The organism is Methylobacterium sp. J-092 (assembly GCF_022829325.1).
Classification (GTDB): Bacteria; Pseudomonadota; Alphaproteobacteria; order Rhizobiales; family Beijerinckiaceae; genus Methylobacterium.
Map to the genome: position 1 here is coordinate 15,083 of NZ_JAKSXU010000196.1, position 14,467 is coordinate 29,549.

At 69.9% G+C, this 14,467-nt stretch carries 14 protein-coding genes and 1 tRNA gene; 7 read left to right on the plus strand and 8 right to left on the minus strand.

Annotated elements, in window-relative coordinates; translation table 11 throughout:
• Nucleotides 1-52: 52 nt before the first annotated feature.
• On the minus strand, nt 53-1,165 hold the full coding sequence (gene sfnG / locus MKK60_RS23155) for a dimethylsulfone monooxygenase SfnG (RefSeq protein WP_243988743.1): 1,113 nt from the start codon (nt 1,163-1,165) through the stop codon (nt 53-55).
• A 553-nt stretch (nt 1,166-1,718) separates the two neighbouring features.
• On the opposite strand from sfnG, the gene MKK60_RS23160 reads away from it, so the two are divergent.
• From MKK60_RS23160 to MKK60_RS23190, 7 genes are all read left to right on the plus strand, one after another.
• Complete coding sequence (locus tag MKK60_RS23160; protein WP_243935187.1) at nt 1,719-2,300, plus strand: NAD(P)H-dependent oxidoreductase; 582 nt, start codon at nt 1,719-1,721, stop codon at nt 2,298-2,300.
• 8 nt (nt 2,301-2,308) lie between these two features.
• A complete protein-coding gene (locus MKK60_RS23165) occupies nt 2,309-3,262 on the plus strand; it encodes an aliphatic sulfonate ABC transporter substrate-binding protein (RefSeq protein ID WP_243988744.1) in 954 nt (317 codons plus the stop codon).
• Nucleotides 3,263-3,268: 6 nt separating this feature from the next.
• On the plus strand, nt 3,269-4,288 hold the full coding sequence (locus MKK60_RS23170) for a sulfonate ABC transporter substrate-binding protein (RefSeq protein WP_243988745.1): 1,020 nt from the start codon (nt 3,269-3,271) through the stop codon (nt 4,286-4,288).
• Nucleotides 4,285-5,064 carry an aliphatic sulfonate ABC transporter permease SsuC gene (ssuC, locus tag MKK60_RS23175; RefSeq protein WP_243949814.1) on the plus strand — a complete coding sequence of 260 codons (780 nt, stop codon included), beginning with the start codon at nt 4,285-4,287 and terminating at the stop codon, nt 5,062-5,064. Before MKK60_RS23170 ends, ssuC begins: the two co-directional genes overlap by 4 nt.
• The gene (locus MKK60_RS23180; protein WP_243988746.1) at nt 5,064-5,960 is read left to right on the plus strand and encodes an ATP-binding cassette domain-containing protein; all 897 of its coding nucleotides are present in this window, start codon (nt 5,064-5,066) and stop codon (nt 5,958-5,960) included. The genes ssuC and MKK60_RS23180 overlap by 1 nt, the downstream gene beginning before the upstream one ends.
• Before the next feature lie 20 nt (nt 5,961-5,980).
• Nucleotides 5,981-7,156, plus strand: coding sequence for an FMNH2-dependent alkanesulfonate monooxygenase (gene ssuD / locus MKK60_RS23185; protein WP_243988747.1), 1,176 nt, complete (start codon nt 5,981-5,983; stop codon nt 7,154-7,156).
• Nucleotides 7,157-7,234: 78 nt separating this feature from the next.
• A tRNA-Gly gene (locus MKK60_RS23190) sits at nt 7,235-7,308 on the plus strand.
• Nucleotides 7,309-7,363: 55 nt separating this feature from the next.
• Here the strand turns inward: MKK60_RS23190 and MKK60_RS23195 are convergent.
• From MKK60_RS23195 to gyrA, 7 genes are all read right to left on the minus strand, one after another.
• Nucleotides 7,364-7,615, minus strand: coding sequence for a hypothetical protein (locus MKK60_RS23195; protein WP_147841842.1), 252 nt, complete (start codon nt 7,613-7,615; stop codon nt 7,364-7,366).
• Nucleotides 7,616-8,334: 719 nt separating this feature from the next.
• Nucleotides 8,335-8,793 (minus strand): peptidylprolyl isomerase, encoded by a 459-nt coding sequence (locus MKK60_RS23200; protein ID WP_147726642.1) that lies wholly within the window; start codon nt 8,791-8,793, stop codon nt 8,335-8,337.
• A gap of 70 nt (nt 8,794-8,863) precedes the next feature.
• On the minus strand, nt 8,864-9,361 hold the full coding sequence (locus MKK60_RS23205) for a hypothetical protein (RefSeq protein WP_147726644.1): 498 nt from the start codon (nt 9,359-9,361) through the stop codon (nt 8,864-8,866).
• A gap of 6 nt (nt 9,362-9,367) precedes the next feature.
• The gene (locus tag MKK60_RS23210) at nt 9,368-9,916 is read right to left on the minus strand and encodes a peptidylprolyl isomerase (protein ID WP_147841844.1); all 549 of its coding nucleotides are present in this window, start codon (nt 9,914-9,916) and stop codon (nt 9,368-9,370) included.
• A gap of 31 nt (nt 9,917-9,947) precedes the next feature.
• Nucleotides 9,948-10,451 carry a pantetheine-phosphate adenylyltransferase gene (coaD, locus tag MKK60_RS23215; RefSeq protein ID WP_147841845.1) on the minus strand — a complete coding sequence of 168 codons (504 nt, stop codon included), beginning with the start codon at nt 10,449-10,451 and terminating at the stop codon, nt 9,948-9,950.
• A 157-nt stretch (nt 10,452-10,608) separates the two neighbouring features.
• Complete coding sequence (locus MKK60_RS23220) at nt 10,609-11,442, minus strand: outer membrane protein (RefSeq protein WP_243988748.1); 834 nt, start codon at nt 11,440-11,442, stop codon at nt 10,609-10,611.
• A gap of 250 nt (nt 11,443-11,692) precedes the next feature.
• Entirely contained in the window at nt 11,693-14,428 is a 2,736-nt protein-coding gene (gene gyrA / locus MKK60_RS23225; protein ID WP_243935163.1) for a DNA gyrase subunit A, read from the minus strand.
• Between the last annotated feature and the right edge of the window lie 39 nt (nt 14,429-14,467).

The following is a 14,467-nucleotide window of genomic DNA, read 5'->3' on the forward strand; positions in this document are numbered from 1 at the left end:
GCATCCGCCTCTTCCCGATCGCGCGGCGAGGGGATGCTCGGCATCGGCGCGCCTACGCCGCCTCGGCGCGCTCAGCGCGCTCGGCGCGGGCCGCTTCGAGCGCGCGGACCCGCGGGATGATGTGCGCGCCGAAATACGCCACGTCCTCCTGGAAATGCAGGAAGGCCAGCAGCGCGAGATCGGTCCCGGCATCCTTGAGCGCGATGATGCGCTCGGCGATCTGGTCCGGCGTGCCGATCAGGTTGGTCTTGAAGCCGTCGTTGTACTGGACGAGGTCCTCGAAGGTCGATTTCGCCCAGTTGCCCTCGCCCTCGGGCGAAGCCCTGCCGGCGTTCTTCGCCTCGTGGCCGAAAGCCTTCACCGCATCCGGGTTGGCATGGTCGATGATCTCCTGCAGCACGGCGCGCGCCTCGGCCTCGGTGTCGCGCGCGATGACGAAGGCGTTCACGCCGACCTTGACCGCATGGCCGTTGGCGGCGGCTTTCGCCTGCAGGTCGGCGACCTGCGCCCGGATGCCCTCGGGGGTGTTGCCGTTGGTGAAGTACCAATCCGACACCCGCGCCGCCATGTCGCGCGCCGCCCGCGACGAGCCGCCCTGGAATATCTCCGGCGTCACCGCCGGCTTCGGCTTGAGGTTGTAATCGGTGTAGCGATAGAAATCGCCGCGGAACGTGTAGTTCTCCTGAGTCCAGATCCCGCGAAGCGCGGTGATGAACTCCTCGGAGCGCCGGTAGCGCTCGTCGTGGTCGAGCCACGGCTCGCCGATGGCGCGGAACTCGCCCGAGAACCAGCCCGAGACCACGTTGATCGCGATGCGGTTGTCGGTCAGCTCGCTGATCGTTGCGATCTGCTTGGCCGCGATGGTCGGGTTCCACGGCCCGGGCAGCAGCGCGGCGATGACCTTGAGCCTGGTCGTCACGGCGAGCAGCGCGTGGCTGAAGGCCACCGATTCGTGCTGGTACTCGGCGCCGTAGCCGGCGGTGAAGCGGATCTGCGTCAGCGCGTAGTCGAAGCCGGCATCCTCGGCGATCCGCGCGAGCTTGCGGTTGTAATCGCCGTCCCAGCTCGTGCGCTGCGGGATCGCGCTGATGACGAGCCCCCCGGAGACGTTCGGCACCCAGTAGGCGAAGCGGATCGGCTCTTCGGTCGCGTTGCGGTTGGTCATGGGGTTGCGCCTCCTCGTCGGTCAGGCCTCCCGCAAGGGCGAAGAGCGATCGTCCCGCATGGTCGCGGATCGAAGATCGCATCGAGCAGCCGCTCGCCGTCGTGCCGATTTGCCTGCCCGCCAAGTATTCTCAAAGTCGATGCCGCCGTCAAAGGAAGCAACGCGCAATCTTTTGCCTGAACGAGCAAGAAATTTCCGTCGCCCGTCCTTCCGGGGAACGAAGCTTCCCCGAGCCGAGCGCAGCGGCCGACGCACCACGCGAACGATCGTATCGACGTTCTTCACAAAGAACGATCATGGGCCGAGCTCGCGGAAGAGGTCGGTCGTTTCGTGGCGCACGAAGTGAAGGAGAACGAAAAACCCCCTCACGATCGCATCGGGCAACGATCACCTCAACCGGAGCGTTCTTTTGCAAGAACGTTTCATTGACCGCGTGCACCGCACGCCTCACCTTTGGGAGGACATCGCGGCACGGTCCGAAGCGGTGGCGGCGCGGCCGTCTTGCGTCCGGCCCGTGCCTTGCGCCACCTTCCTTTCGAGACGAGATCCGACGATGACGCGACCGAAACTCGTGGGCTTCAGCGCCAACCTTCAGCGCCCGTCCAAGACCCGCGCCCTGGTCGAGGCCGTGGCCGAGGCCGCCACCGTCGACGGCGGCCTCGACCTTCGGCTGTTCGATCTCGTCGATGCCGGCACCGGGCTCGGCGCGGCCTGGTCGCGGGATGCGCTGTCGCTTCCCGCCCGCCGGGTGATCGAGGCGATCGAGGGCGCCGACGCGCTGGTCGTCGGCTCGCCGGTCTACAAGGGCAGCTTCACCGGGCTGTTCAAGCACGTCTTCGACCTGATCGATCCGGCGGCCCTGGCCAATAAGCCGGTCGCGATCGTCGCCACCGGCGGCGGCGCCCGCCACGCGCTCGTCGTCGAGCATTCGTTCCGGCCGCTGTTCGGGTTCTTCGGCGCCCTCCAGGTGCCGACCACCGTCTACGGCTCCGATCCGGACTTCACCGACGGCCTCCCGACCGATGCGGGCGTGCGCGAACGGATCGCCCAGGCCGGCGCCCAGCTCGCGGCCCTGCTGCGCGCCGGGATCGCGGCGGAATCGTCCGCCCCCGTGGCGCTCGCCGCCGCGCGCTGAGACCCGCGATGATCGACCGCCGCCGCCTCGTCGCCACGGCCCTCGCCGCGGCGCTGCCCCTGACCCGTCCGGCGGTGGCCGCCGAGCCGGGCGTGCTGCGCATCGGCTACCAGAAGAACGGCATCCTCGTGGTCGCCAAGCAGCAGGGCGTGATCGAGGAGCGCCTGGCCAAGCTCGGCCATAGCGTGCGCTGGATCGAGTTCTCCTTCGGGCCGCCGCTGCTCGAGGCCTTGTCCCTCGACAGCATCGATTTCGGCCAGACTGGCGACGCCCCGCCGATCTTCGCGCAGGCTGCCAAGTCGAGCCTGGTCTACGCCGCGGCGCAGGAGGCCGGCGGCTCGGGCTCGGGCATCCTGCTGCCCAAGGGCTCGACGATCCGGTCGCTGGCTGAGCTGAAGGGCAAGCGCGTCGCCTTCGCCAAGGCGTCGAGCGCCCACAACCTCACGGTCGCCGCGCTGGAGAAGGCGGGCCTCACCTACGCCGACATCGAGCCGGTGACGCTGGCGCCCGCCGACGCCGCGGCGGCGTTCTCGCGCGGCAGCATCGACGCCTGGACGATCTGGGATCCGTACTACGCCATCGCGGAAGGCGGCGACGGCGTCCGCGTGCTGGCGACGGCCAAGGAGATCGCGCGGCAGAACAACTTCTTCCTGGCGAGCCGCGCCTTCGCGGAGGGCCGCGGCGCGGTGCTGGCCGAGGTGATCGACGTGCTCGGCGGCGTCGCGCGCTGGTGCGGCGACAACCGCGGCGAGGTCGCCGACCTGCTTTCGAAGGGCACCGGCGTGCCCCTCGCCGCCACCCGTCGCGCGGTCGACCGCACCGACTACCTCATCGGCCCGATGAACGACCGCGTCGCCGCCGAGCAGCAGGTGATCGCCGACCGCTTCCACGCCCTGAAGCTGATCCCGAAGCCGATCCGCGTCGCCGACGCGGTCTGGATCCCACCCGCACGCAACGGCTGATCCGCGATGACCGACGACCCTCATCCTCAACGTGCCGCGCGTCTCGCCGCCGTCGACGGCTCGGTGCCGCTGCGACGCCGCACCCTGCTCTCGGCCGGCCTCGGCCTCGCGGCGGCGATCGCGTTACGCCCGGCCCGCGCTGCGTCCGCCGTCCGGATCGGCTACCAGAAATACGGATCGCTGGTCCTGCTGAAGGGCCGCGGAACCCTCGAGACGGCGCTCGCGCCCCTCGGCTACGAGGTCGCGTGGTCGGAGTTTCCCTCCGGTCCGCCGCTGCTCGAGGCGCTGAACGCCGGGGCGATCGACCTCGGCTCGGCCGGCGAGGCGCCGCCGATCTTCGCCCAGGCCGCCAACGCCGACCTGCGCTACGTCGGCACCGAACCGCCGGCCCCGCGGGGCGAAGCGATCCTGGTGCCGAAGGACAGCCCGATTCGCGCCGTCTCGGACCTGCGCGGCAAGACCATCGCCTTGAACAAGGGCTCAAACGTCCATTTCCTCGTGGTGCGCGCCCTGGAGAAGGCCGGCATCGCCTACGATGCGGTCAGGCTCGTCTTCCTCTCGCCGGCCGACGCGAACGCCGCCTTCGTGCGCGGCTCGGTCGACGCCTGGGCGATCTGGGACCCCTATCTCGCCGCCGCCGAGCGCTCGACCGGTGCGCGCATCCTCGCCGACGGCACCGGGATCGCACCGAACCGCCAGTTCTACCTGTCGCGCCGCGTCTTCACCGAGGCGAGCCCGGACATCGTGTCCGCGATCCTGAAGGCGATCGCCGAGGTCGACACCTGGGCCGCCGGCAACGGCGGCACGGTCGCCTCCGAGCTTGCGCCCTCGGTCGGCATCCCGGCGCCGGTGCTCACGGTGGCGCTCGATCGCCTGTCCTACGGGGTCGCGGCCCTCGACGCGCAGACGATCGCCGACCAGCAGGCGGTGGCCGACGCCTTCCACGCCCTCGGCCTCCTGCCGAAACCGATCCGGGTCGCGGACGCCGTCTGGGCCCACCCGCAACGCAAGGCCGAGATCCGATGAGCGCCACCCCCTCCCGCATCCGCGACGCCGCCGTGCCCTGGCTGCTGCCGGTGGCGATTCTCGTCGGCTGGCAGGCGGCGGTCTCGGCCGGCCTGGTCTCGAACCGCTTCATGCCGGCGCCGCTCGACGTGGTCCGCGCCGGGATCGAGGCCGGCCGCACCGGCGAGCTCTGGACCAATCTCGGCGTCAGCACGCTGCGCGCGCTCGCCGGCTTCGTGGTCGGCGGCGGCATCGGCTTCGGCCTCGGCCTCGCCAACGGGCTCTCGCGCCTGTCCGAGCGCCTGACCGACACCTCGGTTCAGATGGTGCGCAACGTGCCCCACCTGTCGCTGATTCCGCTGGTGATCCTGTGGTTTGGCATCGGCGAGGAGGCCAAGCTGTTCCTGGTGGCGCTCGGCGTGTTCTTCCCGATCTACGCCAACACCCTGCACGGCATCCGCTCGGTCGATCCGGCCCTGGTCGAGATGGGCCGCGTCTACGGCATGTCGAACGCCGAGCTGTTCCGCCGCGTGGTGCTGCCGGGCGCGCTGCCGTCGATCTTCGTCGGCCTGCGTTACGCCCTCGGGATCATGTGGCTGACGCTCATCGTCGCCGAGACCATCTCGGCCTCCTCGGGCCTCGGCTACATGGCGATGCAGGCACGCGAGTTCATGCTGGTCGACGTCGTGGTGCTGGCGATCCTGATCTACGCCGCGCTCGGCAAGCTCGCCGACGCGCTGACGCGGCAGCTGGAGCGCAGCTGCCTCGCCTGGAACCCCGCCTACAGGAGCGCCTGATGCTGCTCGACGCCCAACTCCGCGACAAGCCGCCGGCGCGGGAACCAGACACCGGCGCGCCTGCGCTGTCTCAGGGGGAGAGGGTCGCGACGCCCTCGGGCAGCGCGCAACCTTCACCCCGATCCTCTCCCGACCGGGCGGGGGAGCAACGCGGCATCGCGGTCACCGTCCGCGACCTTCTAAAGAGCTTCGACGGCAACGCCGTAATCGCGGGGCTCGACCTGTTCCTGCCCGCCGGCGGCTTCACGGCGGTGGTCGGCCGCTCCGGTTGCGGCAAGAGCACCCTGCTGCGCCTGATCCTCGGCCTCGAGACCCCGACCTCCGGGCGCATCGGCCTCGACGAAGCCGAGGCCGGTCCGCGCCGGTCTCAGCGGCCGCGGCGCATCATGTTCCAGGAGCCGCGGCTGCTGCCCTGGGCCCGCGTGGTCGACAACGTCGCCGTTGGACTGTCCGGCACCGGCACCAAGGCCGAGCGTCGGGCGCGTGCGCTCGCGGCCCTCGAGGAGGTCGGCCTGGCCGACAAGGCCGGCGTCTGGCCCGCCACCCTGTCCGGCGGCCAGCGCCAGCGCGTGGCGCTCGCCCGGGCGCTGGTCAGCGGACCCGGCCTGCTGGCGCTCGACGAGCCGCTCGGCGCGCTCGACGCGCTCACCCGCATCGGCATGCAGGACCTGATCGAGCGGATCTGGCGGGCGCAGGGCTTCACCGCGCTCCTCGTGACCCACGACGTCGCGGAAGCCGTGGCGATGGCCGACCGCATCCTCGTCGTCGACGAAGGCCGCATCGCCCTCGATCTGCGGGTCGACGTGCCCCGGCCGCGCCGCCGCGGCGATCCCGACCTGGCGCGGCTCGAAGGCCGCATCCTCGAGCACCTGCTCGGCACGCCCACGGCGGCCTGAGCCGACACGGAGACCTTTCGATGACCGCCTCGACCGACGGAAAGACCGACGTCCTCTGGTTCCTGCCGACGCACGGCGACGGCCGCTATCTCGGCGCGTCGGAGGGCGCGCGCGACGTGTCGCTGAGCTATCTCCGCCAGATCGCGCAGGGCGCCGACGCCCTCGGCTATTACGGCGTGCTGCTGCCCACCGGCCGCTCCTGCGAGGATTCCTGGGTGATCGCCTCGGCGCTTGCGCCGCTGACGCAGCGCCTGCGCTTCCTGGTCGCCGTGCGTCCCGGCCTGATGGAGCCGTCGGCGGCCACCCGCATGGCCTCGACGCTGGACCGGATCTCGGACGGCCGCCTGCTGATCAACGTCGTCACCGGCGGCGATCCGGTGGAGCTGCGCGGCGACGGCGTGTTCCTCGACCACGACGCGCGCTACGCGGTGACCGACGAGTTCCTCCACATCTGGCGCGGCCTGATGGCCGGCGAGACCGTCTCGTTCACGGGCAAGCACCTCTCGGCGGAGAACGGCCGGCTGATCTTCCCCCCGGTGCAGAAGCCCTATCCGCCGCTCTACTTCGGCGGCTCGTCGCCGGCCGGCATCGACGTGGCGGCCGAGCATTGCGACGTCTACCTTACCTGGGGCGAGCCGCCGGCCGGCGTCGCCGAGAAGATCGCGACCGCGAAGGCGGCCGCGGAGGCGCGCGGCAAGACCTTCTCCTACGGCATCCGCCTGCACGTCATCGTCCGCGAGACCGAGGGCGAGGCGTGGGCGGCGGCCGACCGCCTGATCTCGAAGCTCGACGACGCCACGATCGCCAAAGCGCAGGCCACGCTGAAGCGCCAGGATTCGGTCGGGCAGAGCCGGATGATGGCGCTGCACGGCGGAAGCCGGGACAAGCTTCAGGTCTCGCCGAACCTCTGGGCCGGCGTCGGGCTGGTGCGCGGCGGTGCCGGCACGGCGCTGGTCGGCTCGGCCGACCAGGTCGCCGACCGGATGAAGGAGTACATCGATCTCGGGATCGACCGTTTCATCCTCTCCGGCTACCCGCATCTCGAGGAGGCCTACCGCTTCGCCGAGCTCGTCTTCCCGAAGCTGCCGCTGCGCGCCACCACCGGCATCGGCCCCTCGAACGCCCGCAACGACGGCCCGTTCGGCGAGGTGATGGCCAACGACATCGTGCCGACGCGGCAGGTCGCGGCGCACTGAGAACCACGCCGGGAGGGGCCGGATCGCAGCGTCTCCGGCCTTCTCAAGCTCACCGCGCCATGCTATCCGGCGCGGATCGCGGGTGTAGCTCAATGGTAGAGCAGCAGCCTTCCAAGCTGAATACCCGGGTTCGATTCCCGGTACCCGCTCCACCCCTTCTGTAGATCATGCCGACGGTCGCGACGCCTGCCATTAACGGTTCGGGCGCTACCAGGTGACTGCGTTGAAGCGCTCGATCAGGCGCGGGCCGTCCCAGACCTCGATCACCCGGCCTTCGGCGAGCGCGAGCGCCTGCGCGATGGCTTCGTCGTCGCCGAATGCCGGCAACGGGTGAAGGCTCTTCGCGCCGTCGCGGGCGGTGATGACCGCGTGATAGCGCGGACCTGCGGGGGACGCCCTGCGGCTGCGGGCGATCGCGACCGGCGCCTGCAAGGTTTCGTCCTGGATCGCCTCGCTCACGCCCGTATCCCGCTTCTCGGCCATCCGGTGTGTTCTTGCTCGCGCATGGCCATGGACGACATCGTGTCGGTCCGCGTCCGCACCCGCGAGCGCCGGCCTCGGCACGATGGCTCCGCGGCGGAAGAGATCGACGCGCCAACCGTGACGTGTTCGAATGACGGGCGAGCGCAACCGTCACGCTAAGTTGCCGGCGCAAGATCGACACCAACATGGGTTAAATTCGCCGGGCGTTCCGGGTGCGCGCCAGCGACCCGGACGACGCCGAGCGAGCGGTCCCGCCCAAGCATCGCTACGGCGAGCGATGCGACCGCCTTCGGGGCGCAGACGGGTTCGTGACGAGTCCGGCCACCGTGTTGAGCCCGATGACGAGCGGGATCGGGCAATCGCCGATCGAGCAACCGCCGGCGGGGCCATGGCGCTGCAAGCGGACGGCTCGATCCTGGCATAGCACCGTCGCGAATGGCTCAGCCGAATTGCATGATCCGGCATTCGCGGAGGGGGTGCGGGTAGGGCGTCGGCGCCTCCCGATCTTTCGATCCTCGATCCGATACGGCTGCCGTCGGCAGTTCGCGCTCGACGAACGTTTGCTCGATGGAGGCATGCATCGCCTCCGCCGCGGGCGAGGGATCGACGACTGAAACGGGTATCGCGTGCAGAAAACTTGGGGCGTGGGGCACCGCCCGTCGCCCGGTTCTCGGGGGCGACGGGCGGGTCCGGATTCAGGCGGCGGCGATGGTCGCCTTGACGATCTTGTCGGGCGAGCGCGGCGGCTCGCCCTTGTTGATCGTGTCGACCACGTCCATGCCTTCGACGACCTTGCCCCAGACGGTGTACTGCTTGTCCAGGAAGCGGGCGTCGTCGAAGCAGATGAAGAACTGCGAGTTCGCCGAGTGCGGGAAGTTGGTGCGCGCCATCGAGCAGGTGCCGCGGGTGTGCGGCTCGGCGTTGAACTCGGCGTTCAGGTCGGGAAGGTCGGAGCCGCCCGAGCCGGTGCCGGTGGGATCGCCGGTCTGCGCCATGAAGCCGTCGATGACGCGGTGGAACGGCACGCCGTCGTAGAAGCCCTGGCCGGCGAGCGTCTTGATGCGCTCGACGTGGTTCGGCGCGAGGTCGGAGCGCAGCGCGACGACGACGCGGCCCTTGGTGGTCTCGAGGACGAGGTTTTCGGTGTCGGCCATGTCGGTCTCCAGGTTGTTCAGGGCGGGGGCGCTGCGCCTGGCTGCGGCGCGGCGGGGTGATCGGTGGCCGTCATCCGGGTCGGTTCGCGGTGACCTTCCGGTAGACGAAACGTAGGGCGACGGGACGCCCGGCGATCGCTCGGCCGAGGCCGGGCGTGATCTGGGCCGGCAGGCAACGGTTCAATCCGTCGATCGTCGCATGCACCAGGGTCGGGCGCGTCTTCGGACCGACGCCCCTCGCATACGTGATCCGCGGCGGCCCGAGCAAGCTTCCGTCGCGCCGGAGCGACAGCCGCGCGGTGATCTCGACGTTCGACGCATCCTCGAGGATGGCGGGCGGGCGCCAGCACGCCGCGAGGGCGGGATAGAGCTCGGCCAGGGTGTTCGGGCGCGGAACCGGCTTCACCGCGAGCGGGACGACGATCGTCGCCCGCAATGTCTGCGGCAGGCTCAGCGGATAGCCGGGGCCTTCGCCGTCGAACGCGTAGCCGTAGAACGGCTGGGCGCCCGCGGCGGCGGGCACGAGGGCGACGAGGAGGGTCGCCGACGCACGGCGGAGGCCCCGCATCGCCGCTTACTTGGCCTTCTCGGCCAGCTGCATTTTGACGATCTTGTCCGGGTTCTGGACCGCGCCGCCGGCGGCGCCGGGCGCCGCCTTCTTGATCTTGTCGACGGCATCCATGCCGTCGGAGACGAGGCCGACCACGGTGTACTGGCCGTTCAGGAAGGAGGCATCGCCGAGACAGATGAAGAACTGCGAGTTGGCCGAGTTCGGATCCGACGAGCGCGCCATGCCGACGGTGCCGCGGCGGAACTGCGCCGAGGAGAACTCGGCCGGGATGTCGGGCAGGCTCGATCCGCCGGTGCCGTTGCCCTTCGGGTCGCCGGTCTGGGCCATGAAGCCGTCCATCACCCGGTGGAACTTCAGGCCGTTGTAGAAGCCCTGGGCGATCAGCGTCTTGAGCTGCTTGACGTGCTTGGGCGCGATGTCCGGGCGCAGCTCGATCGTGACGCGGCCGTCCTTGGTGTCGAGGTAGACGGTGTTGGCGTCGGCGGCGCGGGCGGCGGAGGCCCCGAGCGTGAGGGAGAGCGCGAGCGCGAAAACGGCGTTGCGGCGGTTCATGGGGATCGTCTCCTTGAGAAGCGTTGGGGGCTCAGCTGCGGCTCGCGAAGCGGGCCGCGAGGCGTTCGGCCACTTGGGCCGGCACGAAGGGCGAGACGTCGCCGCCCATCGCGGCGATCTGCCGGACGAGCGTCGCGGTGATCGGGCGGACCTGGATCGAGGCCGGCAGGAACACGGTTTGGACTTCGGGCGCCATCGCGCCGTTCATGCCGGCAAGCTGCATCTCGTAGTCGAGATCGGTGCCGTCGCGCAGGCCGCGGATGAACAGGCTGGCGCCGCAGCGGCGCGCCGCCGTCACGGCGAGGTCGTCGAAGGTCGCGATCTCCAGCTCCGTCCCCTCGGCGGCGGCGAGCGGCGCGCAGGTCTCGGCGAGCAGCTCGGCCCGCGCCTCGGCAGAGAAGAGCGGGGCCTTGCCGGGATGGACGCCGATCGCGATCACGAGGCGCGGCACCAGCCGACAGGCTTGGCGGACGACGTCGAGATGGCCGTTGGTCACCGGATCGAATGACCCGGCATAGAGCGCGGTGCGGTTCATGCCCGCAACGCCCTAGAGGATTTTCGTGACGAACGGAACCGCCGGCCCCGGCGAATGGACCGCCGGCCGGAAACGCGAGGAAGGGCGGAAGCGTTTCCGCTCCCACCCTTCCGGTCGATCTCGATCGATCCGGGCGACCCGCCGCCCGGCGCAGATCCTAGTACGTGCCGAACTTGTAGTTGATGCCGGCACGGGCGAGGCTGCCCTCGGTCGAGAGGCGCGAGATGTAGCCGATGCCCGGCGTGCCGGCGGGGCCGACATTGGCGACGAAGAGGTTGCGGCTCCCGAGGTCGTAGCGGAGGTACTCGCCCTTGATCGTGACCGCGCTGGCGCGGAAGAAGTTCAGGAACGACTCGGTCGGCAGCGCGTACTCGATGCCGCCGCCGTAGGCGTAGCCGGTCTCCATGCTGGAGCGGCGGGCGGCGTAGGTCACCGGAGCGCCGGTCTGAAACGTGACGGACTGGGTCAGGTCGCCGTAGGCGAAGCCGCCGGTGCCGTACACGAACACCCGGTCGAAGGCGTAGCCGATGCGGCCGCGCACGGTGCCGAGGTAGTTCAGCTCGGTGCGGTAGCTGTTGGTCAGGACGTTGGGGTTGAAGGCCGGGTTGAAGATCGTCTCGGTGCGGCGGCGCTGCAGGTCGGTGTACTGCGCGTCGGCCTCGATGCCGACGACGATGCCCGAGCCCGGGGTGAACTGGTAGTTGTAGCCGATCTGGCCGCCGCCGGTGAAGCCGTCCTGCGGCAGCGGCACGCTCGAGCGGCGCAGGCCGCGGTCGACGTTGAGCTGCAGCGCGCCGATGCCGGCGGTGCGGACGTTGTCGCGCTCGGAGAAGGCGTAGCCGGCATTCGCGCCGAGGTAGAATCCGGTCCAGGTGAAGACCGGGACAGGCGTGAACACCGGCGGCGGGGCCCGGCGCGGAAGGTCGGCGGCGCCGGCTGAGGCGGCGAGGGTCGCCGAAGCGACGGCGGCGAGGGCGAAGGACTTCAGCACGGGCGGCATCCGGGGTTGGGGACTGACGTTGCAGACCAGTAACCCCGCCGCCTCACCTTGAATATGACTTCGCGGCAACACTCGGAAACATCATTAGTCCAGTCGCGACGATGCTTTCGTCAAATGTATACGCTACGTTTATCCCGGAAAAATCATCCCACGCCGAGCATCATTTTTTCTAGCACGCGCGAAAAGCCGGTGCCGAAACCCTGCAGGACGGCTGGATCCGCCGCCCTACAGGGCCTCCGCCTCACGCCGTCTCGTCGATGATCTCGCCGCCTTCGTCCTCGCCGGCGATGTGCTCGACGGAGACGACGCGCTCGTCCTTGGCGGTGTCGAACACGGTCACGCCCTGCGAGGCGCGGCCGACGACGCGGATGTCGTCCACCGGCACGCGGATGAGCTGGCCGGCATTGGTCACCAGCATGATCTGGTCCGCCGCCTCGACCGGGAAGGAGGCGACGAGGTTGCCGTTGCGGGCGTTGACCTCCATCGCCTTGATGCCCTTTCCGCCGCGTCCCGAGGTCCGGTACTCGAACGACGAGGTCCGCTTGCCGTAGCCGCGCTCGGCCAGCGTCAGAACGAACTGCTGGTTGGCGCCCATCTCGGCGTAGCGCTCCTGCGACAGCAGCGGCGCATCGGTGGCAGCCTCCTCGGCATCGGCGTCGCCGGCCTCGGGTGCGGTGTCGCCGATGACGGCGCGCTGCATCTTCAGGAAGCCGACGCGCTCCTCGGGCGTCGCGTCGAAGCTGTTGAGGATCGTCATCGAGATGACGCGATCGCCCTTGCCGAGGCTGATGCCGCGGACGCCGGTGGAATCGCGGCCCTTGAAGACGCGGACGTCCTCGACGGGGAAGCGGATGCACTGGCCGAGCGCGGTGGTCAGCAGCACGTTCTGCTCGGGGCGGCAGATCTCGACGTGGACGATGTGGTCGCCCGGATCGAGCTTCATCGCGATCTTGCCGTTGCGGTTCACCTGCACGAAGTCGGACAGCTTGTTGCGCCGGACGCCGCCGGACGCGGTCGCGAACATCACGTCCAGCGTGTCCCAGGACGATTCGTCCTCGGGCAGCGGCATGATCGTGGTGATGCGCTCGGCCTGGTCCTGCAGCTGCAGAATGTTGACGAGCGCCTTGCCGCGGGCGTTCGGCGCCGCCATCGGCAGGCGCCAGACCTTCTCCTTGTAGGCCTGGCCCTGGCTGGAGAAGAACAGCACCGGCGTATGCGTGCTCGCCACAAACAGGCGGGTGACGAAATCCTCCTCGCGGGTGGACATGCCGGAGCGGCCCTTGCCGCCGCGGCGCTGGGCCCGATAGGTCGAGAGCGGCACGCGCTTGACGTAGCCGGCATGGGACACGGTGACGACCATGTCCTCGCGCTGGATCAGGTCCTCGTCGTCGACGCTCGAATCGTAGTCGAGGATCACCGTCCGCCGCGGAGTGGCGAACTGGGTCCGCACCTCGGCGAACTCGTCCTTGACGATGGTCTGGATGCGCTGGCGCGAGCGCAGGATGTCGAGGTAGTCGGCGATCTCGTCGGCGAGCGACTTCAGCTCGTCGCCGACCTCGTCGCGGCCGAGCGCGGTCAGGCGCTGCAGGCGCAGGTCGAGGATCGCGCGGGCCTGCACCTCCGAGAGGCGGTAGGTGCCGTCGTCCGCCACCCGGTGGCGCGGGTCGTCGACCAGGGCGATCAGCGGGGCGATGTCGTGGGCCGGCCAGTCGCGGGCCATCAGCGCCTCGCGCGCCGAGTTCGGGTCGGGCGAGGTGCGGATCAGCCGGATCACCTCGTCGATGTTGGCGACCGCGATCGCGAGGCCGCACAGCACGTGGGCGCGCTCGCGCGCCTTGTTCAGCAGGAACTTGGTGCGGCGGGAGACGACCTCCTCGCGGAAGTCGATGAAGGCCTGGAGCAGGTCCTTCAGGTTCATCAGCTCGGGGCGGCCGCCGTTCAGCGCCACCATGTTGCAGCCGAACGAGGATTGCAGCGGCGTGAAGCGGTAGAGCTGGTTCAGCACCACCTCCGCCATCGCGTCGCGCTTGATCTCGACGACGATGCGCATGCCGTCGCGGTCGGACTCGTCGCGCAGGTCCGAGATGCCCTCGACGCGCTTCTCCTTGACCAGCTCGGCAATCTTCTCGACCAGCGTGGCCTTGTTCACCTGGTACGGGATCTCGGTGAAGATCAGCGCCTCGCGCTCCTTGCGAAGCTCCTCGACGTGGGACTTCGCCCGCATGATGATCGAGCCGCGGCCGGTGGCGTAGGCCTGGCGGGTGCCGGCGCGGCCGAGGATCGCCCCGCCGGTCGGGAAGTCCGGGCCGGGCACGATCTCGGTGAGCTGCTCGATCGTCAGGCCCGGATCGTCGATCAACGCGATGCAGGCGTCGATCAGCTCGCCGAGATTGTGCGGCGGGATGTTGGTCGCCATGCCGACGGCGATGCCGCCGGCGCCGTTGACGAGCAGGTTCGGGAACCGCGCCGGCAGGACCGACGGCTCCTCGCGCGACTCGTCGTAGTTCGGCTGGAAGTCGACCGTGTTCTTGTCGATGTCGGCGAGCAGCGCGGTCGCCGGCTTGGCGAGCCGCGATTCGGTGTAGCGCATCGCCGCCGCGGGATCGCCGTCGACCGAGCCGAAGTTGCCCTGGCCGTCGATGAGCATCAGCCGCATCGAGAAGTCCTGCGCCATGCGGACCAAGGCGTCGTAGATCGATTGGTCGCCGTGCGGGTGGTAGAGGCCGATCACGTCGCCGACGATGCGGGCCGACTTGACGTATTTGCGCTCCGGCAGGTGTCCGCTTTCGTAGGCGGCGAACAGGATGCGCCGGTGCACCGGCTTGAGGCCGTCGCGCGCATCCGGCAGCGCCCGGCTCACGATCACGCTCATCGCGTAGTCGAGGTAGGACCGGCGCATCTCGTCGGTGATGGAGACGGGCTTGATGTCGCTGGCGGGCGGCGGCGTGCCGGCCCCTGTCTCGTCGTTGTCGGCCAAGGGCTTTTATCCGTGTGGCGAAGGCCCCGCGTCCGGGGC